Annotated in this window: 24 protein-coding genes; 10 read left to right on the top strand and 14 right to left on the bottom strand. The window is 60.4% G+C overall.

Annotated features, from left to right (window positions below; all coding sequences use genetic code 11):
• Nucleotides 1–90: 90 nt before the first annotated feature.
• From JOE29_RS02585 to JOE29_RS02605, 5 genes are all read right to left on the bottom strand, one after another.
• Nucleotides 91–330 carry a hypothetical protein gene (locus JOE29_RS02585; RefSeq protein WP_003317071.1) on the bottom strand — a complete coding sequence of 80 codons (240 nt, stop codon included), beginning with the start codon at nucleotides 328–330 and terminating at the stop codon, nucleotides 91–93.
• 230 nt (nucleotides 331–560) lie between these two features.
• Complete coding sequence (locus JOE29_RS02590; RefSeq protein ID WP_137984061.1) at nucleotides 561–2,867, bottom strand: TonB-dependent receptor; 2,307 nt, start codon at nucleotides 2,865–2,867, stop codon at nucleotides 561–563.
• Between the two features lie 71 nt (nucleotides 2,868–2,938).
• Nucleotides 2,939–3,343, bottom strand: a complete 405-nt coding sequence (locus JOE29_RS02595) for a biopolymer transporter ExbD (RefSeq protein ID WP_044312259.1) — start codon at nucleotides 3,341–3,343, stop codon at nucleotides 2,939–2,941.
• 1 nt (nucleotide 3,344) lies between these two features.
• Entirely contained in the window at nucleotides 3,345–4,037 is a 693-nt protein-coding gene (locus JOE29_RS02600) for a MotA/TolQ/ExbB proton channel family protein (protein WP_044312258.1), read from the bottom strand.
• A 10-nt stretch (nucleotides 4,038–4,047) separates the two neighbouring features.
• A complete protein-coding gene (locus JOE29_RS02605; RefSeq protein ID WP_099314819.1) occupies nucleotides 4,048–4,860 on the bottom strand; it encodes an energy transducer TonB in 813 nt (270 codons plus the stop codon).
• A gap of 320 nt (nucleotides 4,861–5,180) precedes the next feature.
• Here JOE29_RS02605 and JOE29_RS02610 point away from each other — a divergent pair, with 320 nt between their 5' ends.
• Complete coding sequence (locus JOE29_RS02610) at nucleotides 5,181–6,029, top strand: ureidoglycolate lyase (RefSeq protein WP_074955840.1); 849 nt, start codon at nucleotides 5,181–5,183, stop codon at nucleotides 6,027–6,029.
• A gap of 48 nt (nucleotides 6,030–6,077) precedes the next feature.
• Here the strand turns inward: JOE29_RS02610 and JOE29_RS02615 are convergent, their stop codons facing one another.
• Nucleotides 6,078–6,896 carry an alpha/beta hydrolase gene (locus tag JOE29_RS02615; RefSeq protein ID WP_210078768.1) on the bottom strand — a complete coding sequence of 273 codons (819 nt, stop codon included), beginning with the start codon at nucleotides 6,894–6,896 and terminating at the stop codon, nucleotides 6,078–6,080.
• Between the two features lie 268 nt (nucleotides 6,897–7,164).
• On the opposite strand from JOE29_RS02615, the gene JOE29_RS02620 reads away from it, so the two are divergent.
• The 4 genes from JOE29_RS02620 (at nucleotide 7,165) to JOE29_RS02635 (ending at nucleotide 12,196) form a co-directional block, all read left to right on the top strand.
• Complete coding sequence (locus JOE29_RS02620) at nucleotides 7,165–9,483, top strand: mechanosensitive ion channel domain-containing protein (RefSeq protein ID WP_003317063.1); 2,319 nt, start codon at nucleotides 7,165–7,167, stop codon at nucleotides 9,481–9,483.
• A gap of 153 nt (nucleotides 9,484–9,636) precedes the next feature.
• Nucleotides 9,637–10,521, top strand: a complete 885-nt coding sequence (locus tag JOE29_RS02625) for a sugar nucleotide-binding protein (protein WP_210078769.1) — start codon at nucleotides 9,637–9,639, stop codon at nucleotides 10,519–10,521.
• Nucleotides 10,514–11,443: an NAD-dependent epimerase/dehydratase family protein gene (locus tag JOE29_RS02630; protein WP_003400349.1), complete on the top strand. Its 930-nt coding sequence runs from the start codon at nucleotides 10,514–10,516 to the stop codon at nucleotides 11,441–11,443. Before JOE29_RS02625 ends, JOE29_RS02630 begins: the two co-directional genes overlap by 8 nt.
• Nucleotides 11,444–11,701: 258 nt before the next feature.
• A complete protein-coding gene (locus tag JOE29_RS02635; protein WP_046266906.1) occupies nucleotides 11,702–12,196 on the top strand; it encodes a hypothetical protein in 495 nt (164 codons plus the stop codon).
• Between the two features lie 277 nt (nucleotides 12,197–12,473).
• On the opposite strand, the gene JOE29_RS02640 is transcribed toward JOE29_RS02635, so the two are convergent.
• The 5 genes from JOE29_RS02640 to JOE29_RS02660 all read right to left on the bottom strand — a co-directional run bounded on the left by JOE29_RS02640 (nucleotide 12,474) and on the right by JOE29_RS02660 (nucleotide 16,431).
• Nucleotides 12,474–13,160, bottom strand: coding sequence for an OmpW family outer membrane protein (locus JOE29_RS02640; protein WP_003317060.1), 687 nt, complete (start codon nucleotides 13,158–13,160; stop codon nucleotides 12,474–12,476).
• Between the two features lie 103 nt (nucleotides 13,161–13,263).
• Nucleotides 13,264–13,788: a DUF3299 domain-containing protein gene (locus JOE29_RS02645; protein WP_137984062.1), complete on the bottom strand. Its 525-nt coding sequence runs from the start codon at nucleotides 13,786–13,788 to the stop codon at nucleotides 13,264–13,266.
• 8 nt (nucleotides 13,789–13,796) lie between these two features.
• Nucleotides 13,797–15,062, bottom strand: a complete 1,266-nt coding sequence (locus JOE29_RS02650; RefSeq protein WP_003317058.1) for an ABC transporter permease — start codon at nucleotides 15,060–15,062, stop codon at nucleotides 13,797–13,799.
• A gap of 1 nt (nucleotide 15,063) precedes the next feature.
• The gene (locus JOE29_RS02655) at nucleotides 15,064–15,774 is read right to left on the bottom strand and encodes an ABC transporter ATP-binding protein (protein ID WP_110767869.1); all 711 of its coding nucleotides are present in this window, start codon (nucleotides 15,772–15,774) and stop codon (nucleotides 15,064–15,066) included.
• A gap of 69 nt (nucleotides 15,775–15,843) precedes the next feature.
• Nucleotides 15,844–16,431: a DUF2796 domain-containing protein gene (locus JOE29_RS02660; RefSeq protein ID WP_003317056.1), complete on the bottom strand. Its 588-nt coding sequence runs from the start codon at nucleotides 16,429–16,431 to the stop codon at nucleotides 15,844–15,846.
• Between the two features lie 301 nt (nucleotides 16,432–16,732).
• Here JOE29_RS02660 and JOE29_RS02665 point away from each other — a divergent pair, with 301 nt between their 5' ends.
• Together JOE29_RS02665 and JOE29_RS02670 are read left to right on the top strand one after the other, a co-directional pair.
• Nucleotides 16,733–17,155 carry a nuclear transport factor 2 family protein gene (locus JOE29_RS02665; protein WP_003317055.1) on the top strand — a complete coding sequence of 141 codons (423 nt, stop codon included), beginning with the start codon at nucleotides 16,733–16,735 and terminating at the stop codon, nucleotides 17,153–17,155.
• A 61-nt stretch (nucleotides 17,156–17,216) separates the two neighbouring features.
• Nucleotides 17,217–17,570, top strand: coding sequence for a hypothetical protein (locus JOE29_RS02670; RefSeq protein WP_003421174.1), 354 nt, complete (start codon nucleotides 17,217–17,219; stop codon nucleotides 17,568–17,570).
• Nucleotides 17,571–17,624: 54 nt separating this feature from the next.
• Here the strand turns inward: JOE29_RS02670 and trxA are convergent, their stop codons facing one another.
• From trxA to JOE29_RS02685, 3 genes are all read right to left on the bottom strand, one after another.
• Nucleotides 17,625–18,497, bottom strand: coding sequence for a thioredoxin (trxA, locus tag JOE29_RS02675; RefSeq protein WP_003349508.1), 873 nt, complete (start codon nucleotides 18,495–18,497; stop codon nucleotides 17,625–17,627).
• 257 nt (nucleotides 18,498–18,754) lie between these two features.
• On the bottom strand, nucleotides 18,755–19,408 hold the full coding sequence (locus JOE29_RS02680; RefSeq protein ID WP_137983756.1) for a 50S ribosomal protein L11 methyltransferase: 654 nt from the start codon (nucleotides 19,406–19,408) through the stop codon (nucleotides 18,755–18,757).
• Nucleotides 19,405–19,854 (bottom strand): hypothetical protein, encoded by a 450-nt coding sequence (locus JOE29_RS02685; RefSeq protein ID WP_003317052.1) that lies wholly within the window; start codon nucleotides 19,852–19,854, stop codon nucleotides 19,405–19,407. Before JOE29_RS02685 ends, JOE29_RS02680 begins: the two co-directional genes overlap by 4 nt.
• 176 nt (nucleotides 19,855–20,030) lie before the next feature.
• Between JOE29_RS02685 and nrdR the strand changes: the two genes are divergently transcribed.
• From nrdR to JOE29_RS02700, 3 genes are read left to right on the top strand one after another with little or no spacing between them, the layout of a single operon-like run.
• Nucleotides 20,031–20,495, top strand: a complete 465-nt coding sequence (gene nrdR, locus JOE29_RS02690; protein ID WP_003317051.1) for a transcriptional regulator NrdR — start codon at nucleotides 20,031–20,033, stop codon at nucleotides 20,493–20,495.
• 41 nt (nucleotides 20,496–20,536) lie between these two features.
• Nucleotides 20,537–21,637 carry a bifunctional diaminohydroxyphosphoribosylaminopyrimidine deaminase/5-amino-6-(5-phosphoribosylamino)uracil reductase RibD gene (gene ribD / locus JOE29_RS02695; RefSeq protein ID WP_153222310.1) on the top strand — a complete coding sequence of 367 codons (1,101 nt, stop codon included), beginning with the start codon at nucleotides 20,537–20,539 and terminating at the stop codon, nucleotides 21,635–21,637.
• A gap of 47 nt (nucleotides 21,638–21,684) precedes the next feature.
• The gene (locus JOE29_RS02700; protein WP_003317049.1) at nucleotides 21,685–22,347 is read left to right on the top strand and encodes a riboflavin synthase; all 663 of its coding nucleotides are present in this window, start codon (nucleotides 21,685–21,687) and stop codon (nucleotides 22,345–22,347) included.

The raw sequence follows: 22,347 nt of genomic DNA on the forward strand, positions 1-22,347 counted from the left end.
TTCCTGTTGGGTGCACCCGCAGAAGCTATCCAATTTAGTCTATGAGTTGACGCCGATGTTCCTTCTGGCTTATCGGCTTGAGAGCTAAGTCTACATCCTCAGCGCTATTGCCTCTGCCACAAGACACTCCAGCGCAAACTGCTCGGTATAGGTCATCTGAATCGGCGTGGTCTCGCCCTTGACGGTCCGCTCCCCATCGAGGATGTAGCGAATGCGTTTGTCGGTCACCCCGATGCGCTTGGCGATCCACGAAGGGGTTTGGCCGATGCGCGAGATCAGTTTGTCGGCATATTCGGTGGAGGGGTTATACAGTTCTGCGTTGGGTGTCATGGGGTGTCCAGATAGAGGTCAGGCGCTATAGATGCGGGGGAGTATGCAGCACCGTGCGCTGTTCGTCGCCGTGGGGCTGGCCACCGACACGTATTATGCAGCGACTGGCAGATTGCCTTCGCGAGCAAGCGCGCTCCCGCAGGATCCTGTCTCCAAGAGCAAACCGCCCAGCGTCATTCAATGCAAGTGGCGGGTGGGGCGATCCTTCGCCCGTCCTCAGTCAGCAACGATCAGAGTTTCACGCCGAGTGTTACGAACGCGCTGCGCGGTGTGCCCACTTGAAGAATCTGCAAGTTGCCCGCCGGGTCGGTGGCTGCGCTGGCGTCGGTGTTGAGGGTGGAGATGTAGCGTTTGTCGAACAGGTTGACCATGTTCAGCGACAGCGTGGTGTCCTTGAGGGCGCCGAGTTTGCCGAAGTCATAGCCGAGGTTGGCGTTTGCCAGCCAGTAGCCGCTGACACTGGAGTCATTGGTGTAGGTGTAATAGCGCTTGCTGATGTAGCTGCCTTGCAAGCCGGCGTTCCAGTGTTCCCAATTCCAGTCCAGGTTGCTTGAATACATCAGTTTCGGTGTATCGACGACGGTCTTGCCTTTTACATGAACGGTGTTGCCGCCGCTGGCGTAGTCATCGTCGTAAGTGCTGTGGTTATAGGACATGGAGTTGGACCAGCGCCAGTTCTCATTGGGCGTCAGGCCGAACGACAGCTCCAGGCCTCGACTGGTGACCGAGCCGACGTTGGCGACGCCGTTCTGGCAGATGACGATGCCGGTGCAGTTGGTGATGGCGACCAGGCGGTTATCGAATTTGGTGTTGTAGATCGCCGCCGAGGCCGAATACAGCTTGGTGCTGCGGCGCACACCCAGCTCCACGGTTTTCGAGGTTTCCGGCTTCAGGTCCTTGAAGCCGTTCTGCGCATCGACGGCGCTCTGCGTCGTGAAGAACGGGCTGTAACCGCCACTCGGGAACGCTGCCATGTTTTCCGAGTAAGAGGTGAAGACTTCGTCGTCCTCGTCGAGTTTGTAGGTTGCGCCTACTTGCGGCAGAAACCTGTCCCGCGCTTGCAGCGAACCACTGGCGTAACCGCCGCCTTTGCCCTCGGCTGTCGAGGTTGTCACGGTATTTTTCGCGCCGAACTCAAGTTTGAGGCGGTCATCGAGCAGGGTGTAGGTGTCGCGCAGGTAGAACTGCCGGGTCAGGTCGTTGTAACTCTGATCCAGAACGGTGGCCGCCAGGGGCAGGCCATCGGTTTTGACGATGTGGTTCTGCGGCGTCGCATTGGTGGTATCGAACAGGTAACGCGAGATGTCGTTCTTGTTGGACTGAATCCAGAACCCGCCCTGAATTTCATGCTGGCCGAGGTAGTAGGTCAGTGAACTCTGGAAACCGGTTCGATCGATGCCGTATTTTGTGCTGCGAATCGAATTGCTCGGCACTGTCGTCGAGCCGCTGGTGTAGACGAACGGGTAATACGAATTGCCCCGGCCCGAGTCATGGTGGTGATAGGCGGTCGCGTCCAGGACCAGATCATCGGTCAGTGAGAAGTTGCCGTTGAGGATGTCCAGTTCGTCGTCGCGCAGGCTGCTGGCGTTGTAGGTCGCATCGTTCGCGCTGGTGACCCCGCCGCTATAAATGCCGTTGGCCGCATTGACCGCGCGGGTCCAGTCCGGCGTGTAGTAGCTCCAGTTGTAGCCCAGACGCTGGATGATGCTTTTGGACATGTTCGGCAGGTTGGCTTCGTCATGAGACGAGGTGCTGTGGAAGAAGCTCACCCGATTGTCGCCGAAGTTGTAGTTGACCTTGGCGTTCACCGCGTCGGACTTTTGCGGGTTGTTGTGGCCTTTCCAGGCGTCGGCGTCGTACTTTTCGCCCGACACGTACGCTGACAGGCCGTTGTATTCGCCGGTATCGACCCGCATGAAAGTGCGTGAGGTGTCGTAGCTGCCCAGGGTTTGCGACAGACGCGCGCCGAACTCTTTATCGGGGTTGGAGCTGGTGAACTGGATGGTGCCGCCCAGATCACTGTTCGATGCCGTGCCCAGTGAGCCGATGCCGGGTGCCACTTCGCTGGAGGCGATGTTTTCCGCGATGATCGCGCGGGTGATGCTTAGCCCGTTGAAGTTGCCGAAGCTCATGTTGCCGAGGGTGACGCCGTCCAGCGTGTAGCCCAGGTGGTGCATATCGAAGCCGCGCAGGCTGATGCGCTGGCTGCCTTCCTCGCGACCCAGCGGGTCGCCGGACTGGAAGTTGACCCCCGGCAGGCGTTGCAGAACCTTCATCGGGCTGGTGCCTGCCGAGTAAGCCTTCACATCCTTTTGCGTCACGCGCTGCACCTGGCGAGTCTCGCCCTCACCAATCACCGACACCGTGCCCAGCGTCATGGCGGCGCTGTTGTCGCTGGCGGGCGCCGTTGCCGAGGTGGGCACATCGTCATCGGCCTGAATGAACGGGCTGATCAGGCACAAAGAGTTCAATGAAATCAGCAGCGCGAGGCGCGTTACCGGGAATCGAGGGGCACGCGATATCGATCGATTGTTCATGGAAAGGTTTTCCTGGGGCGTCAGGGTGCCGCGCTTGCGGCGGGTCATGTGGTTAACGACAGGTTTTTGTTTCAGGGGCTTTCGGTAATCACCGAGAGGCGACTGATGCCGGCTTTCTGCACATCGGCCAGTACCTGCGCCACGCGGCCGTAACCCGTCGCCTGATCGGCGCGCAGGCTGACGGCGACGTCCGGGTCTTTGCTGTGCAGGGTTTGTAGAGCCTCCGGGAGTTGCTCCAGCGCTACAGCCTGGCTGTCGATGAATACGCTGCCGCTGGCGTCGACACTCACCACCACCGGGTCGGCCTGATCCAGTGAGGTGGTGGCGACGGTCTGCGGCAGGTCCAGCGGTATGGCGTTATTGAGCAGCGGTGCGGTGACGATGAAGGTCACCAGCAGTACCAGCATCACATCCACCAACGGCGTGATGTTGATGTCGCTGATTGCATCGTCATCATTGGACGTGGAGAAGGACATGTCAGCTCACTCCTTTCAGGCTCGGGGCCGTCTTGTCGCGGTGGTCGGGTTGCAGCCGGAAGGCGTTGCGTTGCGAGAGGTTGAGGAAATCCACGGCGAACTCTTCAAGGTCCGCGATCACCAGCTTCAGACGCCGCCCGAAAAAGTTGTAAGCCAGCACCGCTGGCACCGCGACGGCAATGCCGACGCCGGTCGCCACCAGCGCTTCGCCAATCGGCCCGGCTACTACTGCAATGCTTGCCGACTTGGCTTGGCTGATCGCGCTGAGTGCATGAATGATCCCGAACACCGTCCCGAACAGGCCGATGAAGGGCGCGGTGCTGCCGATCGATGCCAGCAGGATCATGCCGCTCTCCAGGCGACGACGTTCCTTGTGGATCTGTTGACGCAGGCTGCGCTCGAGCAAGTCCTGGCGGTTCCAGCTGTGGCCCAGGTCCGGCGAGTCGTGGGGCGCGGCGAGGGCCTGCGCGCCGGCATCGGTCAGGCGTGCCAGGCTGCCCTCACTGTTGGGCAGGTGCAGCGCATTTTTCAGGTCGCGGGCGGCCCAGAATTGCGTGGCGTAGCGTCGGTTCTGCTGGGCCAGTCGCCAGTGCTGGAAGGTCTTTCCGAGCAACAGCGCCCAGGTCACCAGCGAGAAAATCACCAGCAGGGCCATTGAGGATTGGGTAATGAGTACGGAGTAAGCAGTGTTCATGACGTGAGCCTCAGGGTGCGAGTTTGAAAGCCATGGGGACGTTGACCCAGCCTTCTACCGGGGTGTCGCCGCGTTTGGCGGGAATAAAGGTCCATTGCCGGACGGCGGCCTGCGCGGCTTCATCCAGCGCCGGGACGCCGCTGCTTTGCAGCACTTGCACCTGGTCGGTACGTCCGTTGGGCAGCACATGCACGCGCAGCATCGTCGTGCCTTCCTGATGGCGGCGCGCGGCGGCAGGCGGATAGACCGGCGGCGGATTGTTCAGGTAACCGGCCCGGCCTATCGGCGCGGTGGTGGTCTGTGGTGCCGCTGGTGCAGGTCTTGGCGCTGGCGCTGCAGCAGGTGCCGGTGTGGGCGCCGCGACGGAAGGTGCCGGCGCAACAGGTTTGGCGACAGGTTTGCTCGTTGCGGTTCTGGGCTGGGCCTTGGGCTTGGGCAACTCGGCAGGTTTGGGCTCGGGTGGCGCGGGCTTGGGAGCTGGCGCAGGCGGCTCCGGTGCTGGCTGAGGCGTTGGCTCGGGCGGCGTCGGTTGTGCAACCGGCGGCGCCACGGGCGGCGGCATCCACTGCACGGTGATCGGCATCGGCGGGGTCGGCTCGGGCGCTTGCGGGTGATCGGCCATCAGCCACGCGGCCAGCGCGGCATGCAACCCGATCGCCAGTGCAATCGCCAATGCGGCGTGCGGCCATATGCGTGGTGCGTTGTCGCCGTTCTGCTGGACCACAAGCGACGATGGGGCAACGTTGCAGTTACCCACAGGCTGATGTGGCCAGTGGCGTAGCTGACGCGGCGGTAATCGGCGGGACAGTATCAGCGTTGACATGAGTTCAGCTCACCCGTGAAAGAATACGAACCTTGGCGCGTTGGCGAAAGGCTCGTTTCAACTGGAGCTGATATTAATACTCGTTGTGTGTATTAATTATGACCGCCGCCGTGTGATCGTGATTTTCTGTGTTGAAAGTGAACCCGGCTTGCCGCGCAACTGTTCGTAAATTTCATTAGGCGAGGCATCGGCTGCAATGCTATCTGTCCAGACGTGCCACGTTCGTCATTACACGAAAACGTATCGCCGCGCAGGCTGGGCAACAGGGCGTCACCCTCTTGATCCGCGGTTCACACCTTGGACAGAAACGGGAGAACTCGATGAAATTGCTACGTTATGGTGAGAAGGGTCTGGAAAAGCCAGGCTTGCTTGATGCTGCCAACCAGATCCGGGACCTGTCTGCACACGTCAAGGATATCGCTGGCGATGTGTTGAGCCCTGCAGGGCTTGCAAGCCTGGCTGCGCTGGATCCCGAGAGCCTGCCTCTGGTTCAGGGCCAACCACGCATCGGGGCGTGTGTCGGGCAGGTCGGCAAGTTCATCTGCATAGGCTTGAACTACGCTGACCACGCCGCGGAGTCGCAGATGGAAGTACCGAAGGAACCGATCATCTTCAACAAGTGGACCAGTGCTATTTGCGGCCCCAACGATGATGTCCAGATCCCCCGTGGCTCGCTCAAGACTGACTGGGAGGTCGAGTTGGGCGTGATCATCGGCAAGGGCGGACGTTACATCGACGAAGCCGATGCCATGGAGCATGTCGCCGGGTATTGCGTGATCAACGATGTGTCCGAGCGCGAATGGCAGCTCGAGCGCGGTGGGACCTGGGACAAGGGGAAAGGCTTCGATACCTTCGGCCCGTTAGGTCCATGGCTGGTGACCCGCGACGAAGTTGCCGATCCTCACTCGCTCGACCTGTGGCTGGAAGTGGACGGCCACCGCTATCAGAATGGCAATACGCGCACGATGATTTTCAGCGTGCCGCAACTGATCGCCTACCTGAGCCGTTGCATGAGCCTGCAACCAGGCGATGTCATCTCGACGGGGACGCCACCGGGTGTGGGGCAGGGCGTGAAGCCGCAACCTGTTTTCCTGCGTGCTGGGCAACGCATACGCCTGGGGATCGCAGGGCTGGGCGAGCAGAATCAGTTGACCGTTCCGGCCGACTGACCCGCTGCCAGCAGGGAGCCGGCAATCGGCTCCCTGTCACACAAGCTATCAGCTCTGCAAAAACGTCAGCAGGTCTTTGTTGAGCGTCTCAGCATGAGTCACTGCAAACCCGTGCGGCGCGCCTGGGTACACCTTCAGTTCGGCACCCTTGATCATCGCGGCAGCCCGTTTGCCCGAGGCTTCGAACGGCACCACCTGATCGTCGTCACCATGAATCACCAGGATCGGCACATCGATTTTTGCCATGTCCGGGCGGAAGTCGGTTGCGGAGAACGCCGTCACGCAATCCAGCGTGCCCTTGAGCGAGGCGAGCAGGGCGATGTTCAGCGTTTGCGTCTGTACGCCTTCGGAGACTTTCTGGCCGTGGTTGATGCCGTAGAACGTGCTGGCGAAGTCGCTGATGAACTGAGCGCGGTCCTTGAGCAGGCCTGCCGTGATGCCATCGAATACGGACTGCTCGACGCCTTCCGGGTTGTCTCCGGTTTTGAGGAAAAACGGCGTAACCGAGCCCAGCAAGGCCAGTTTGGCCACCCGCTCGCTGCCATATTTGGCGATATAGCGCGTGACATCACCGCCGCCCATGGAGAAGCCCACCAGTGTCACGTCGCGCAGATCGAGGTGTTCGATCAGCTCGGCGATGTCGTCAGCGAAGGTGTCATAGTCATAGCCGGTCCACGGCTGGCCGGAACGACCGAAACCGCGGCGGTCGAAGGCGATGGTGCGATAGCCCCGGCTGCTCAGGTATTCCATCTGGTATTCCCACATGTCCGCATCCAGCGGCCAGCCGTGGCTCAACAGGACCGGTTTGCCCGTGCCCCAATCCTTGTAATAGATCTCGGTGCCATCTTTGGTGTTGAACGTGCTCATGCAGATTCCTCTTGATGTCAGGTTCTCGATGTCAGGTTGATCGGGCGAACGCCTTCGGCAGCTCCCGATAATTCCGGCACTGGGGGTTTTGCATAGTTCAGTCGAGAAGACTGAGCGTACTGCCCTGACGCGTTTTTTCTGAAACATTGCCTCATCGTATTTGCATGCCAAAACCGAACTTGCCGCGCATACGGGAATCAGTTCATTGGGGTCGAGGCTTGCCTTGCCCTGTCCATGGTTTGACTTGCCCATTGAAGGAGAGAACTGCGTGGCGTCTCAGCTGAAAATCTTGATCCTTTCGGGTCTGCTGTTATTCGCAGGCAGTTTCAATCTCCAGGCGGCCGATGTACCTGCATTACCGATGGGCGCCGCGGTGCCGGCAGACGACAAGGCCGCTGAAAAGGCTGACCCCAAAGCCGACCCCAAGGCCGCTGACAAACCCGCCGCGAAAGCGGATGACAAGGCGGCGGACAAGGACAAGGCCGATGCGAAACCCGCCGATGGCGCAGAGCCTGCGGCCGAGACTCCTGAGTTGCTGGTGCAGGGTGGGTTGCTCGGTGCCATCAGTACCAGCATCGATGACGTCCAGGAAAAGCTCAATCTGGATGACAACCTGTTCGAAGCCTGGCAACTGCGCGCCGATCGCGCAGCCGACGAGTTGGAAACGCTGGTCAACAAACGCACCACACGCTCCCCATGGAGTGTCGCCGGGGACTTCCTCGCCCTGTCTTTTGTCTGGATCGCATCGTTTGCGGTTCTGACCACGCTGGGTCGTTTTCTGGCCGTACGCTTGTGCCGCACACCGTTCATGCGGGTGCGCGCCCGCAGTCAGGCGCTGCTCAAATACGTATTGCCGTTTACCCTGCCAGCCATCGTCTGCCTGCCGTTGACCCTTTACGTCAGCCACTTCATGCCGTCTTCGGTAGGCCGTGCGCTGGCGCTGTGTTTCGCGTATGCAACCAGCAGCGGCATCGTTTCGACCTCGGTACTGCTCTGCGTGATCGTGATGTTCAACTTCGGGCATAAGCGTGCCGGCGTGCGCATGATCCGCCGCTACGCGCCGAGGCCCCTGTTCGTGGTCGGCTTCCTGGCGGCGCTGAGCGATGCGTTGACCAGTCCGCAGATCGCCCGTCAACTCGGCAGTAACGTCACCACCAGTGTTGCGGTGTTTACCGGGCTGTTCGCCTCGGTGGTGTTCTGCATGCTGATCATCAAGGTGCGTCGCCCGGTAGCCCACCTGATCCGTAACCGCTCATTGAGCAGTCGTCTGCAACGGCCCGCGCTGCAACAATCGTTGAAGATATTCTCCAGGCTGTGGCACCTGCCGATCCTGCTGATGATTCTGGTCTCGGCGATCAACCTGATTGGCGCTGGCGAGGACAGTCAGCAAGCGCTGCGGTGTGCGTTGTTCACCACCATTCTGCTGATTGCCACGGTGTTCCTCAGCACCGTGTTCCAGCACCTGTTCAAACCGACCGAGACCCTGGGCCGCGGCGGGCATGTGTACAAGGCGCGTCTGTTGAGCCTTGTGTACGCGGTGTTGCGTATCGCACTGGCCATCGGGTTCATCGAGATACTGGGGCGGATCTGGGGCTTCTCGATGTTCGAGTTTGCCCAGCGCAATACCCTGGGCCGAGTGATCAGTGATTCGCTGAGCAGCATCGGTCTGATCTTCGTCGTCACCTGGCTGTTGTGGGTAGTGCTTGACACCGCCATTCAGGAAGCCCTGAAACCGCCGGTCAATCATCGCAGCGGACGCCAGCCGAGCACGCGGATCAAAACCATTCTGCCGCTGCTGCGCAACGCGGTGAAAATCATTCTGGTGGTGATCTGTGCGATCACCACCATGGCCAACCTGGGCATCAACGTGGCACCACTGCTGGCGGGTGCCGGTGTGGTCGGTCTGGCCATCGGTTTCGGTTCGCAACAACTGGTGCAGGACGTGATCACCGGCCTGTTCATCATCATCGAGGACACCTTTTCGGTGGGCGACTGGGTGGTGCTCAGTACCGGGCATTCCGGGTCGGTGGAGAGCCTGACCATTCGCACCGTGCGCCTGCGTGACGGCAAGGGGTTCGTCCACTCGGTGCCGTTCGGGCAGATCAAGGCGGTCACCAACCAGTCTCGGCAATTCGCGTACGCGTTCTTCTCGGTGCAGTTCACCTATGACTCGGACATCGATGACGCGCTGGCGTTGATCCGCGAGACCGGCCAGTCGATCAGCGAAGACATCCTGCTCAAGCACAACCTGCAGGGGCCGCTGGAGGTCTTCGGCGTCGACCGCATGGACCTCAACGGCGTGGTGCTGACCGCGCAATTTCGTACCTCTTCGGGCGGTCAGTACGCGGTGGGGCGCGCGTTCAACGAGCGTCTCAAGCGCCTTGTGGATAAGAACCCGAACGTGCGTTTTGCGCAGACTTATCCACAGATGGTCATGGGGCCGGGCTTCAATAACCCGCAGGCTGGCGTCGAAGCCGAAGGGCCGCCCGCGCCCTCGGACCCTGCCATGGCGACACCTTCTGCGCCCGCGCCGGCGCCGCTCAGTCTGTCCAAGGGCAACAGCACGCCCGGCCCGGCAGCTCAGTAACTCAACCGACGCACAGGGACGCTGCAACGCTTTGTCGCGGCGTCATTAGCCCGCCAGGCTGCGCAACTGTTGGGGGTTGGCAGGCAACGTGTTATGTTTGCAGGCGTTTTTCAATTGTTCGTTTGATTACCTGATACCGAGCCTGCTGACTCTATGCGAATGCGCCTTATGCTGTTGGGCGGCGGGAATGCCCTCGGGCAGGCGCTGATTCGTCTGGGTGCAGAGGAAGACATTGGCTTCCTCGCACCACGTCCACCGCAAGACGGCTGGGATGTGGCGAGCCTCACGCAACTGCTTGATGACACCCGTCCCGATGCCCTGATCAACCTTGCTTACTACTTCGACTGGTTTCAGGCGGAGACCGTGAGTGAAGCGCGCCTGACCCATCAGGAGCGCTCTGTCGAGCGTCTTGCCGAACTGTGTCAGCACCACAACATCACGCTGGTTCAGCCGTCCAGCTATCGTGTATTCGATGGTTCCCGCGCGACGGCCTACAGCGAAAAAGACGATCCTGTACCCTTGGGCCTGCGCGGTCAGGCCCTGTGGCGTATCGAACAGAGCGTTCGCGCGACCTGCCCGCAACATGTGCTGGTGCGTTTCGGCTGGCTGCTGGATGACAGCACCGATGGCGTGCTGGGCCGCTTTCTCTCGCGTGCGAAGGAACCCGGAGAGCTGCTGCTCGCCGACGATCGCCGCGGCAACCCGACGCCGGTCGATGATGCGGCACGGGTGATCATTTCGGTCATCAAGCAACTCGACTGCGAAGCGCCGCTGTGGGGCACCTACCACTACGCCGGACACGAGGCGACCACGCCACTGGCGCTGGGGCAGGCAGTGCTCACCGAAGCGCGTCTGCTGCACGCGCTGGCCATCGAATCGCCCACTGCGCAGGCTCATGCCGCGCGTCCCGATGCAGCCGAAGAACCGCAGCACTCGGTACTGGCCTGCAAGAAAATTCTCCACACTTTCGGCATCAAGCCCCGCGCCTGGCGGGCCGGCCTGCCAAGCCTGCTGGATCGGTATTATCGACATGTCTGACGCTCCTGTTCTGATCACTGGAGGTGCGGGTTTCATTGGCTCGCACCTGACCGACGCATTGCTTGCCAGCGGGCAGGCCGTGCGTATCCTCGACAACCTCTCGGCAGGCAAGCGCAGCAACTTGCCGCTCGATAACCCGCGGGTCGAACTGATCGAAGGGGACGTGGCCGATGCCGACCTGGTCAAGCGCGCGGCGCAGGGCTGCAAGGCCGTCGTGCACCTGGCGGCAGTGGCCTCGGTGCAGGCGTCGGTAGATGACCCGGTGCGCACCCACCAGAGCAACTTCATCGGCACGTTGAATGTCTGCGAGGCCATGCGCGAAGCGGGAATCAAACGGGTGATCTTCGCTTCCAGCGCGGCGGTGTACGGCAACAACGGTGAGGGCGAAGCGATCACCGAGGACACCACCAAGGCACCGCTGACCCCTTACGCCTCGGACAAGCTGGCCAGCGAGTATTACCTGGATTTCTACCGTCGCCAGCATGGCCTGGAACCGGTGATCTTTCGCTTCTTCAACATTTTCGGGCCACGCCAGGACCCATCGTCGCCGTACTCGGGCGTGATCAGCATCTTTGCTGAGCGTATCCGCAAAGGCCTGCCGATCAGCGTGTTTGGCGATGGCGAGCAGACGCGGGATTTCTACTATGTCGGGGATCTGCTCAAGCTGCTGCTGCAGGCCTTGTCACGGGAAAGCGCCATCGAAGGCGCGATCAACGTCGGCCTGAACAAGACCACGTCACTCAATGAACTGCTGGCTGCGCTTGCACAGGTTGTCGGCAAGCAGCCGGAAGTCACCTATCAGGCACCACGCTCGGGCGACATCAAACACTCCCGCGCCAGCAACCAACGCCTGCTGGAACACTTCACCCTCGACGAGCCAACGCCGCTGGTGCGTGGGCTTGAGTTGTTGATGGGGCAGTGAGTACCGCGCTAAGTGCTTGTCGTTATCCGTGCCTCAATCAGCCCTGAAAAGGTGCTTATGCACGAGAGCATGGGAGGTTATGACGACTGCGATGGACTGCGGCCCAACGTTGGTGTGAGATCTATTGGCTGGTTGCGCAGGATTTAGCTTCCGAATATGTAGGAGTATTCTGCATTTTTTGTAGTTGATGATTTTAAGGTGTTCAGCAATTTCAAGGGCTTCTAGTATCCATCGTCATTCTTATGAAGGACGCATGGCATGCAAGATGAAGATGAACTAGACGTAGAAAATCTCGGCAAGGTCATCGTGCACCAAGTGCCGGGAGAAGTCGCAGTACCGGGCTTTATTGAAGAATATTCGGCTTATCTCTCTACTGAAAAGGAGACCGATAGCGCACCGGTCATTTTGACGTCACTCCTCTTGGGCCTTATTGGGTTGCTGCTGTTTGTAGTTGGGGGCGCTTTTATCATATTTGGCCCTAGCACTGTTCGTATCGACTCTCTGACCGGGCTAACTTTTCTTCAGTTTCTTCAACTTTACCCAGGTCCTATCGCTTCTGTAGGTGTGCTGGTGTATGGCATCAGCAGCTTTCTTCGTTCCTCGGGCATAGATGAACCGATGATTCCGGAACAGTTCCTGACGGCTAATTACGATCTGAAATTGCCAGAGGTAATTGCCGATGATAAGCCGCTGGCGATCACCTATGTCGGTGATGGCGTATTCAGAATTGAGGATACTGTCGAGCAAGCATAATAAGCTTCGGCCCGAAAATAAGGTTCAAGAGTCTGGCCATTTTGCCTCCTCAAGGCAGTTTGTCGAGATGCGAAGAGTCAACTTGAACAGGGCTTGAGTTTCTCTGATACAGCTTCACCACTTGGGTGAAAGAGCGGATCGAAAGATGCTCTGTTTGTCCGCGAACTGTTGAAAGCCGACAAGCGTGGTGCACTGGCACGAGCGTCAGCAGCCCCCACAAAACACAAAGGCACCCGCTGAGGGTGCCTTTGTGTTTGTGGCGCTTGAGACGTTCAGGTCAGAACTTGTAACCCACGCCCACCATGTAAACCCACGGGTCGATGTCCACGTCGACCTTGGTCTTGCCGACGGCCAGGGCTGACGGGCCGTCCACGGTTGCTTTGGTGTCGATGTCGACGTACCAGACTGAGGCGTTGAGCAGTACGTTGTCGGTGATCATGTAATCCATGCCCAACTGCCCGGCCAGGCCGACCGAGTCCTTGAGCTTGAGGTTGCTGAAACCCTGATTCTTACGGTTGCCGGTCAGGTCGGTATCGAAGAACGTGGTGTAGTTGATGCCCACGCCAGCGTACGGCTGGAATTTCGACGACGGTTCCATCGGGTAGTACTGCAACGACAGCGTCGGCGGCAGTTGTTTGATATCGGCCAGCTTGCCATCCAGGCCAGGCCCGAGGCCTTTGACCGATACGGTGTGGCTGAACGGTGTGGCGGCCAGCAGCTCGACGCCGACGTGCTGGGTCAGCATGTAGGCGAAGGTCAGGCCCAGCTGGTTTTCGCCGTCGACAGTCGCTTTGGTGCCGGAAACCTTGGCACCGTCGAGGCGCACTTCGCCGCTGTCTTCATTGGGCTGGACGTGCGCGACACCGGCGCGAACGATGAAGTCGCCGGACTGGTAGGCGTGTGCCGCGACCGGGGCGGTGAGGGTAAGCGCGACAAGGGACGCGCGTAGCAGATGCTTGTGCATGGAGGCTCCAGAGATCAGTCAAAATTTATGGGCGTAATGTTAAAGCGCTGTCGAGCGGCGACTTTGACTCAGCTCAATGAAATCGCTGGGAACCTCGTGATCCTTATGAATCCGGCAACTCGTAGACAAGAATCTTGTCTGCCTGCATCTGATAACCCGCTTCTGCCAGTTCGCTGGAAGACGACTTGGCCTGCATCGGTCCTTCGATCCAGTACGGCTGATACAGCTCATCGACCTTCACACCCAGCTCGCTCGTGACATGCACGATCTGGTTCGCCGGTGGCGGCGGCACATGAATGCAGGCGCCGAAATACGGCACCAGCAAAAACTCCGTCACCCGGCCTTCCTCACTGACCTCGAGCGGCACGATGTAGCCCGGTAAGCGCACCAGTATGCCGTCCAGTGCCTTGACCACCGGCGCATGCGGTGCCAGTTGGTGGGCCGCAGGCGCTGCCTCCATGGCCAGTGCATCGGACAGCTTGGACATATCGTGCAGCGGAGCCGTTACCGGCTTCACCACAGGTGCATCGGGTGGAATCATGTCATTCCAGGTCAGCTCACGCGGCTCGGCGGCCCACGCTTGAGTGGTAACCGAGAACAGCAGAGTGAGTAGCATGCGCCGCATCATGAAGGTCCTCATAAACGAATCGACAGTCCATCGGCCAGTGACTGCCTGTAGGCTCGCCAGGCTGGCACGGTTCCCATCAACAGCGCGCAGCCGAGAATGGCACCGAGTAATGTCCATTCATATTGGCCAGGTGGCATAGACGACAGGTACAGACCGTAGTTGTCGAGCACGTAGTCGCGGGCCACGAAGATGCCGATATAGAGCAGCGCGAGGCCGCTGATGACACCCGCCAGCGCCAGGGCGAAGGCTTCGAGTATAAGCAGACTTGCGATATGCCAGGGGCGCGCGCCGACCGAGCGCAGGATGGCCATTTCCCGGCGGCGCTCGTTGAGGCTGGTGAGAATCGCAGTCAGCATGCCAATCAGTCCGGTCAGCACCACGAACAGCGAAATCACGAACAGCGCCTTTTCAGCCGTACCCATCAGGCTCCACAGCTCCTGCAGTGCCACGCCGGGCAGAATCGCCAGCATGGGCTCGCCACGGTATTCGTTGATCTCGCGTTGCAGGCTGAAGGTGGAAATCTTGCTGTTCAAGCCCAGCATGAAGGCAGTGATCGCCGTCGGCGTCAGGTCCATATTGCGCGCCTGATCGGCTGAAATGCGCTCGTTGCCGCGTGCCGGTGCGCCGTTGTGCCAGTCGATATGAATGGCCTCCATGCCGCCCAGGCTGATATGCAGCGTGCGGTCCACCGGCGTGCCGGTCGGCTTGAGGATGCCGACCACGGTGAACGGTTTGTCGTCATGCTTGACCAGGCTGATCGCGGCGACACCGTGCGCCAGTACCAGCTTGTCGCCCAGCTTGTAATGCAACGCCTTGGCGACCTCCGAACCCAGCACCACTTCAAAGGGATCGGTCTTGAACTCGCGTCCTTCGGCCATTTCCAGGTGCTGTTGGCGACCGAACTGATAATGCTCGAAATACGCTTCATTGGTGCCCATCACCCGGTAGCCACGATGGGAGTCGCCCAGCGAAACCGGGATCGCCCACTTGACCTGCTTGCTGTTGGCGAAGTGCTCGAAGCTGTCCCAGCGAATGTTGTTGGTGGCATTGCCGATGCGGAACACCGAGTACAGCAACAGGTTGATCGAGCCGGAGCGCGCACCGACGATCAGGTCGGTGCCGCTGATGGTGCTGGCGAAGCTGGAGCGCGCTTCGGTGCGGACCCGCTCGACGGCCAGCAACAGGCAAACCGACAGCGCAATGGCGAAGGCAGTGAGAAACGCGGTGAAACGGCGATTGGCCAGGCTGGCCATGGCCAGACGAAACAGATACATCTCAAATCTCCACGGCGACGGCGGCGCGATTCAGGTCGCTCAGCGACAGATTGCGATCAAACAGCGGTGCCAGACTCTGGTCATGACTGACAAACAGCAGGCTGGCCCCGGCCTCGCGGCACTCGGCGAACAACAGGCGAATGAACGCCTCGCGCGAATCCGCGTCCAGCGCAGACGTAGGCTCATCGGCAATCACCAGCTCCGGTTGACCGATCAGCGCCCGGGCGGCAGCGACTCGCTGTTGTTGGCCGATGGACAGCGAGTCGGCGCGGCGTGTCAGCATCGCCGGGTCTTTCAAACCCAGGTGGGCGAGCAGGGTAGTGGTGGCTTTCTCGACGCTGCCGTGGCGTTGCCTGGCACGCTCGGCGCGGACCTTTGAAAAGTGACAGGGCAGTTCGATGTTTTCCCGCACCGACAAAAACGGCAGCAGGTTGAACTGCTGGAAGATGTAGCCAGTGTGATCGACGCGAAAGCGATCACGAGCGGCCGAAGAGAGGGCCGACAGGTCCTGGTTCAACAGGCGAATGCTGCCGCTGACCGGTTTTTGTACACCGCCCAGCAGGCCCAGCAGCGTGGTTTTACCGCTGCCACTCGGGCCTTTGAGGAACAGGGTTTCGCCGCTTTGCAGGCGGAACTCGGGGATGTCCAGCAGTTGCGGATGGCCGGGCCAGTTGAAGCGCAGGTCCGACAGTTCGATCAGTGCTTGGGTCATAGGCTGACTCACGCTCGGTTGGAAATTAAAAGACCGGGCCAGGCCCGGTCGTTGTACTGCAGGGTGCGATCAGAATTTCAGCGTCGGGTTGGCTGCGATCACTTCTGCGCCTGACTGGCCGCCTGGCGAAATCAGTTGTACCTGAAGCTTCTTGGTGTCGGGAAAGGTTATGAAGATTTGCGACAGGTCGAGCTTCTTCAGAATGGCCGGTGCGTCACAGACGAACTTGTAGTGGCCATGGATTTCACTGTGCTCGTGATGATCGGCATCGCCAGCATCGGCGTGCTCGTCGTGATCGTCATCCTTGTCACCAAACAGCGGGCTTTCCAGCTTCACCGAAGTGGCCGAGCAATTGGCGGCATCGGCAATGCTGAACAACGCGTTGGGCTTGAGCAGCAATTCGCGCGCCTTGGCGACTTTGGCCTTGTCTTCATCCGAGGTCGCAACGTGTTCGAAGCCGACGATGTTCATGGCCGGGCTGTCGAATTCGAATTCCAGCGTCTTGCCTTCCAGCACCACATCCAGACGTCCGACGCCGTGCTCGTGCGCACCCAGGCTGCCATGTTCATCGCCATGATCGTGGTCGTGTTCTTCAGCCGCGTGCGCAGCAACGAGTGGCAACAGGGCAAAAGGCAGGGCGAGTAGCAGACGGCGCATAGCGGGCTCCAGAACAATAATCGAGAAAAACTGTTATGTGATCTTATAACAAGTGACGGCCTGCGTGGACGTGTTTTTATCCAGACGCCGGGTGGCCGCGCTGCAGCAAAGCGCTATTGACGGTCTTGTCGGGCATACCCGGTCCGGTGCTTATGCCTAAGTAGTCTCACACTTCGCGTCATCAAGTCCTACTCTGGAAGATGAAAATCGCTACACCTGCGCCGGATGCTCAGGAGGGTTTTCATCGCCAGTAAGGGCCTGCGCTCGACCTGGGCCGAGTGCGACATCAGGGAAGATACTCATGAACAAGCTCCATTCGAACAGAGAAGTCCTGCGTGCTGTGTACAAGGATATGACACGCATCACCGAATTCGCCGACGCTGACATCGTGCTGCACAAGGCGGATCAAGGCGCTGGCGGTGGCTTGTCCATAGCCATCGGCAGGGAGGCAGTGCTTTCCCACCAGATCAATCTGATCAGGCGTACCCATCAGACCCTGTACATGGATGTCCACGACATCATCGCCAACGATCACTTCGGCTCGGTGTTGGGCGAAATGCGCGCCAGTTGTGAGGGCCGGAAAATCATCATGCCGTTTTGCGACCTGTGGCGGTTTCGCGATGGCCGAATTATCGAGTGCTGGGAAAACGTCTACGACGTGCGGGCGCTTGGCAATTTCATCAACGGCAAGGAACCGGTCCTCAACCAGTGGCGTTACGGTTGATCATGGGAATGCGCGCCAGCCTGTGGGAGCATGTACGCCTGACTGTCAGCAGGTGCACATCATGTTGCGTATTCGTGGAACCGTAGGCCAGTGGCCGGTGGATTTGACCCTTGAACTGGACGAAGGAGACTGGGCGCAACTGGGCGCGCAGCTCAAGGGCGCGGCCCCGGAGACACCCACCGCCGCTGCCGAGAACAAGCCGCTCAACCAGGACGACAGGCTCTGGCAAGTCGCTCAGGAATTGCTGCACAAGGCCGGGCAGATGAGTGGACCGGATCTGTTGGGGCAACTGGAAGGGTTGGCGGGCAGTACCGCTGCGGGCAAGCATCTGCTGGTGCGCTTGCGTCACTCGGCGAACGTGAAAGTCGAGAGCGGCGGAGATGCGCCGCTGTACAGCTGGGTCGAAGCGACGTGACCTGACCGCGCTCAGCAACAACAGGCACCCGAGCGGTGCCTGTTGCTTTGTACATTAGTACAGCGCGGCAAACAGCTTGCGACGGTACGCTGTGACCAGCGGGTGATCGTTGCCCAGCAGGTCGAATACTTGCAGCAGGGTCTTGTGCGGCAGCCCCTCGGCGTAATTGCGATTGCGGATGAACAGCTTGAGCAGGCCCTCGAGCGCAGCTTCGTACTGTTGACGCGACAACTGCTGAATCGCCAGTTGCAGTGCTGCTTCATCGTCCTGAGGATTTTGTGCAAGACGGCTTTTCAGTTCGGCAGCGTCCGGCAGGGTCGCGGCTTGCGCGAGGAACGTCAGCTGGGCCTTGGCACCGGCCAGTTCGGCCTTGTGTGCATCACCGGTGACCGCATCCAGCACGGCCTTGGCCTCGCTCAATTCGCCACGTTCAGCCAGGCAGCGCGCATACAGAATCAGCGCCGCGCCATTGGTGTTGTCCTCGCCCAACAGCACCTTGAGCTGTGCTTCGGCTTCGGCGAAACGACTTTCCGCAAACAGCGCCTGTGCCTGCTTGAGCGGGTCGGCGGCTGGCGGTGGCGGCATGACCACGTGCTGATCGAGAATCTTGCGGATTTCCGACTCGGGCTGGGCACCGGCAAAGCCATCTACCGGCTGGCCGTCCTTGAACAGCACCACGGTCGGCAGGCTGCGAATGCCGAAGCGCGCTACGATGTCCTGCTCGATGTCGCAATTGACCTTGGCCAGCAGCAGCTCGCCCTGATAGCTCTCGGTGATTTGCTGCAGCAGGGGCATCAAGACCTTGCAGGGCGCACACCACTCGGCCCAGAAATCCACCAGCACCGGCTGGTCGAAGGACTTGTCGATCACCAGTTGATCGAAGTTCGCGGCGGTTGCGTCGAAGATGTAAGCAGTTTCCTGGCTCATTGCACGTCTCGAAGAATCTGAATGCTGCCAACTATAAAGCCCGCAGGGCAATGCTGAAAGCGGTGTCGTCTATTGGAGATGATCGTGCCCACACTCATTGCTATTGATGCTGGCCGAAGGCCGTGGGAGCGAACCGGGCGACGCTTCGCTTGTTCGCGAAAGGGGTGGAAAGCTCTCTGGAAATTTATCGTTTGAACGACCGTCTTCGCTCCAACAAAAGCCGTTTAGCTGAGCAATCCCGGACTGTTATTTAGCGCTCACCGCGCCGCGTGATAGAGGCTCACGTCGCGAAATTCGTGCGGCTCGGCCAGGTCCGGCAGGGTGTGTGCATGCAGTATCGTCAGACGCTGGTAGGCAGCGTGCTTGAAGTCGCGCACGCGGGAATCGGCCACCAGTGCCTCGCGGCCTCGGGAGAGGAACTGGTCCAGCAACGGCAGGTTGGCGCGATCGTAGAGCACGTCGGCGACCAGAATCAGATCGAAGCGGTCCGCCTCGGCAAAGAAATCCGTCGAGTAGCGCAATGGCACCTGATTGAGTTCGGCATTGGCCCGGCATGCAGCGAGCGCCAGTGGGTCGAGATCACAGGCCACAACCTCAAGCGCCCCGGCCCTGAGCGCGGCAATGCCTGCTACACCCGAGCCCGCACCGAAATCCAGTACCCGTTTGCCAGCCACCCAGTGCGGGTTTTCAACCAGAAAACGTGCCAGAGCCAGGCCGCTGGCCCAGCAAAAGCACCAGTACGGTGGGTCTTCCAGAATGCACCGCGTTTCATCCGGGCTGAAGGCGCGGTCCATGTTGGCATCGTCGATCAGCCACAGCTTCAACTCTGTGCCCGGCAGCGCAGTGATGGTCAGCCGGGCGTCGCCAAGCAGTTCGCTCAGCGTGCGTTGCAGATGTTGCGGAGCGATCATGGCGCCTTGACGAACTGCAACTGCCCCAGAGCCTGAGTTGCCGGCTGATCGATACGCATCGACGGCAGGTGCAGGATCAACTGCCCGGATTTACTGGCGCGACCGCGCAGCTCGACACGTCCGCCGACCGGAAAGGCTTCCGGGTTGAAGCGCAACTGGAACGGCAGTGATTGACCGTTGCCCTTGAGCAGGGTGTTGGTCAGCAGCTTCTGCGGACGTCCGCGCTCGTCGATGACCAGCATTGCCAACTCGACCTCGGCGCCAGCCGGCACGCCCAGCAATTGCCCGCTGAGTTCACGTTGGTACGGTTGCAGTGGCCCCGGCCCGGCAGGCAGCTTGATCGAAGGTGCGACCGGTGGCGGCGCAGCGGGTTTCGGCGCGTCATTGCTGCTGCACGCGGCCAGCAAGCCGATGAAGCAGAGTAGAAAAGCGGGGCGTAACGTCATCAAGAGCTCCACAAGGCAAAATTCGAAAGGCTGGGTGACGCCAAGCGTGCAGTATTACCGAGCCCGGACAATTTCACACCGCTTTAATGCGCGTCTATATACCGTAAACCCTCAGCCTTGTCTTGCCAGCAGGATGCGCTAACATGGCGCTCCTCATTCTTTTGTTGCCAGCCACCATGCACTGTCCCTTCTGCGGTGCCAATGACACCAAAGTCATCGACTCCCGCCTCGTCGCCGAAGGCGAGCAAGTACGCCGCCGACGCGAGTGCCTGGCCTGCGGCGAGCGCTTCACCACGTTCGAAACTGCCGAGCTGGTCTTGCCGCGTCTGATCAAACAGGACGGCAGCCGCCAGCCTTTCGATGAAGAAAAACTGCGCGCCGGTATGCAGCGCGCGCTTGAAAAGCGTCCGGTGAGTGTCGAACGCCTGGAAGCGGCCCTGGTTCACATCAAACACAAGCTGCGCGCGACCGGCGAACGCGAAGTCAAATCGCTGGTAGTGGGTGAGCTGGTCATGACCGAGCTGCAGAAGCTCGACGAAGTGGCTTACATCCGCTTCGCTTCCGTGTACCGCCGCTTTCAGGACCTCAACGAATTCCGTGAAGAAATCGACCGTCTGGCCCGCGAGCCGGGCAAGGAATAAATGCATTGCTGACTGAACAGGCGGCTCTCGACGTTCATTACATGGCGCGAGCACTCGAGCTGGCGCGCAAGGGGCTCTACTCCACACATCCCAACCCGCGAGTCGGCTGCGTGATCGTGCGTGAAGGCCGGATCGTTGGCGAAGGCTGGCATGCGCGCGCCGGTGAGCCGCATGCCGAAGTGCATGCGTTGCGCCAGGCCGGCGAGCTGGCCAGAGGTGCGACCGCCTACGTCACCCTCGAACCGTGCAGTCACCAGGGGCGCACACCGCCCTGTGCCGATGCACTGATCGAAGCCGGGCTGACGCGGGTGGTCGCGGCGATGCAGGACCCTAACCCCGAAGTCTCCGGCCGTGGCCTGTTGCGCCTCATGAATGCCGGCATCGGCGTTCAATGTGGCGTGCTAGAAAGCGAAGCGCGAGCGCTGAACAAAGGCTTTCTCAAGCGCATGGAGACCGGCCTGCCTTACGTGCGGGTCAAAATGGCCATGAGCCTGGATGGCCGCACAGCGATGGCCAGCGGCGAAAGCCAGTGGATCACCGGCCCCGAGGCACGTTCTGCCGTGCAACGCCTGCGGGCGCAGTCGAGTGTGGTACTCAGCGGCGCCGACACGGTTCTGGCCGACAAGGCTCGTCTCACCGTTCGCCCTGATGAATTGGGGCTCGATGCCGAACTGACCGCGCTGGCCGCTGCACGTGCACCGTTGCGGGTGTTGATCGACGGCCGTTTACGCGTGCCGCTCGATGCACCGTTTTTCCAGGCAGGCAGTGCACTGGTCGTGACCTGCGCCGCTGCGTCGGCGCGAGGTCGTTATCAGGAAGAGGGCCACGAAATGCTCGCCTTGGCCGACAGCGCCGGTCATGTGGACCTGCGCCGGTTGATGGGCGAGCTCGCCGCGCGGGGCGTCAATGAAGTACTGGTCGAGGCCGGTCCGCGACTGGCGGGGGCTTTTGCCCGGCTCGGGCTGGTCGACGAGTTTCAGCTCTTCATTGCCGGCAAGTTTCTCGGCTCATCGGCCCGCCCGCTGCTCGATCTGCCCCTGGCGCAGATGAGCGAGGCACTTGAGCTGAACATTGTGGAAATGCGTGCTGTCGGTAATGACTGGCGAGTCATCGCTCTCCCTGTGCGCACACCCGGCGTATAATTCCCGGCTTTCGCCTTGCGCGCAGCCCTTGTTCTCCCGGAGGACCCATGTTTACCGGCATTATCGAATCCATTGGCAGCATCCGCGCCCTGACTCCCAAAGGCGGCGACGTCCGCGTTTATGTGGAAACCGGCAAGCTTGACCTGACCGACGTCAAACTCGGCGACAGCATTGCCGTCAATGGCGTATGCCTGACCGCTGTCGAATTGCCCGGTGATGGCTTCTGGGCTGACGTCAGCCGGGAAACCCTGACCGTCACCGCCTTTGTCGACCTGAAGAGCGGCAGCCGGGTCAACCTGGAAAAGGCCCTGACCCCGACTACACGTCTGGGTGGCCATCTGGTCAGCGGTCATGTCGACGGCGTCGGCGAAATCGTCGCCCGTGCAGATAACGCCCGCGCCATTCAGTTCACCGTGCGTGCGCCACGTGAGCTGGCCAAATACATCGCCCACAAAGGCTCGATCACGGTCGACGGCACCAGCCTGACCGTCAACTCGGTCAACGGCGCGGAGTTCGAACTGACCATCGTGCCTCATACCTGGAGCGAAACGATCATGGCCGACTACCAGCCCGGCCGTAAGGTCAATCTGGAGGTCGACCTGCTGGCGCGTTATCTGGAGCGCCTGCTGCTGGGTGACAAGGCCGCCGAGCCGGGCCACGGCACGATCACCGAAAGCTTCCTGGCCGAGAACGGCTACCTCAAATCCTGA

The organism is Pseudomonas sp. PvP009 (assembly GCF_017832995.1).
In the GTDB taxonomy this organism is placed as follows: domain Bacteria; phylum Pseudomonadota; class Gammaproteobacteria; order Pseudomonadales; family Pseudomonadaceae; genus Aquipseudomonas; species Aquipseudomonas syringae.

Excerpts from the sequence above, each read along its gene's own strand:
- JOE29_RS02585 (WP_003317071.1), bottom strand. The coding sequence starts at position 330 with ATGACACCCAACGCAGAACTGTATAACCCCTCCACCGAATATGCCGAC.
- JOE29_RS02590 (WP_137984061.1), bottom strand. The coding sequence starts at position 2,867 with ATGAACAATCGATCGATATCGCGTGCCCCTCGATTCCCGGTAACGCGC.
- JOE29_RS02595 (WP_044312259.1), bottom strand. The coding sequence starts at position 3,343 with ATGTCCTTCTCCACGTCCAATGATGACGATGCAATCAGCGACATCAAC.
- JOE29_RS02600 (WP_044312258.1), bottom strand. The coding sequence starts at position 4,037 with ATGAACACTGCTTACTCCGTACTCATTACCCAATCCTCAATGGCCCTG.
- JOE29_RS02605 (WP_099314819.1), bottom strand. The coding sequence starts at position 4,860 with ATGTCAACGCTGATACTGTCCCGCCGATTACCGCCGCGTCAGCTACGC.
- JOE29_RS02610 (WP_074955840.1), top strand. The coding sequence starts at position 5,181 with ATGAAATTGCTACGTTATGGTGAGAAGGGTCTGGAAAAGCCAGGCTTG.
- JOE29_RS02615 (WP_210078768.1), bottom strand. The coding sequence starts at position 6,896 with ATGAGCACGTTCAACACCAAAGATGGCACCGAGATCTATTACAAGGAT.
- JOE29_RS02625 (WP_210078769.1), top strand. The coding sequence starts at position 9,637 with ATGCGAATGCGCCTTATGCTGTTGGGCGGCGGGAATGCCCTCGGGCAG.
- JOE29_RS02630 (WP_003400349.1), top strand. The coding sequence starts at position 10,514 with ATGTCTGACGCTCCTGTTCTGATCACTGGAGGTGCGGGTTTCATTGGC.
- JOE29_RS02635 (WP_046266906.1), top strand. The coding sequence starts at position 11,702 with ATGCAAGATGAAGATGAACTAGACGTAGAAAATCTCGGCAAGGTCATC.
- JOE29_RS02640 (WP_003317060.1), bottom strand. The coding sequence starts at position 13,160 with ATGCACAAGCATCTGCTACGCGCGTCCCTTGTCGCGCTTACCCTCACC.
- JOE29_RS02645 (WP_137984062.1), bottom strand. The coding sequence starts at position 13,788 with ATGATGCGGCGCATGCTACTCACTCTGCTGTTCTCGGTTACCACTCAA.
- JOE29_RS02650 (WP_003317058.1), bottom strand. The coding sequence starts at position 15,062 with ATGTATCTGTTTCGTCTGGCCATGGCCAGCCTGGCCAATCGCCGTTTC.
- JOE29_RS02655 (WP_110767869.1), bottom strand. The coding sequence starts at position 15,774 with ATGACCCAAGCACTGATCGAACTGTCGGACCTGCGCTTCAACTGGCCC.
- JOE29_RS02660 (WP_003317056.1), bottom strand. The coding sequence starts at position 16,431 with ATGCGCCGTCTGCTACTCGCCCTGCCTTTTGCCCTGTTGCCACTCGTT.
- JOE29_RS02665 (WP_003317055.1), top strand. The coding sequence starts at position 16,733 with ATGAACAAGCTCCATTCGAACAGAGAAGTCCTGCGTGCTGTGTACAAG.
- JOE29_RS02670 (WP_003421174.1), top strand. The coding sequence starts at position 17,217 with ATGTTGCGTATTCGTGGAACCGTAGGCCAGTGGCCGGTGGATTTGACC.
- trxA (WP_003349508.1), bottom strand. The coding sequence starts at position 18,497 with ATGAGCCAGGAAACTGCTTACATCTTCGACGCAACCGCCGCGAACTTC.
- JOE29_RS02680 (WP_137983756.1), bottom strand. The coding sequence starts at position 19,408 with ATGATCGCTCCGCAACATCTGCAACGCACGCTGAGCGAACTGCTTGGC.
- JOE29_RS02685 (WP_003317052.1), bottom strand. The coding sequence starts at position 19,854 with ATGACGTTACGCCCCGCTTTTCTACTCTGCTTCATCGGCTTGCTGGCC.
- nrdR (WP_003317051.1), top strand. The coding sequence starts at position 20,031 with ATGCACTGTCCCTTCTGCGGTGCCAATGACACCAAAGTCATCGACTCC.
- ribD (WP_153222310.1), top strand. The coding sequence starts at position 20,537 with ATGGCGCGAGCACTCGAGCTGGCGCGCAAGGGGCTCTACTCCACACAT.
- JOE29_RS02700 (WP_003317049.1), top strand. The coding sequence starts at position 21,685 with ATGTTTACCGGCATTATCGAATCCATTGGCAGCATCCGCGCCCTGACT.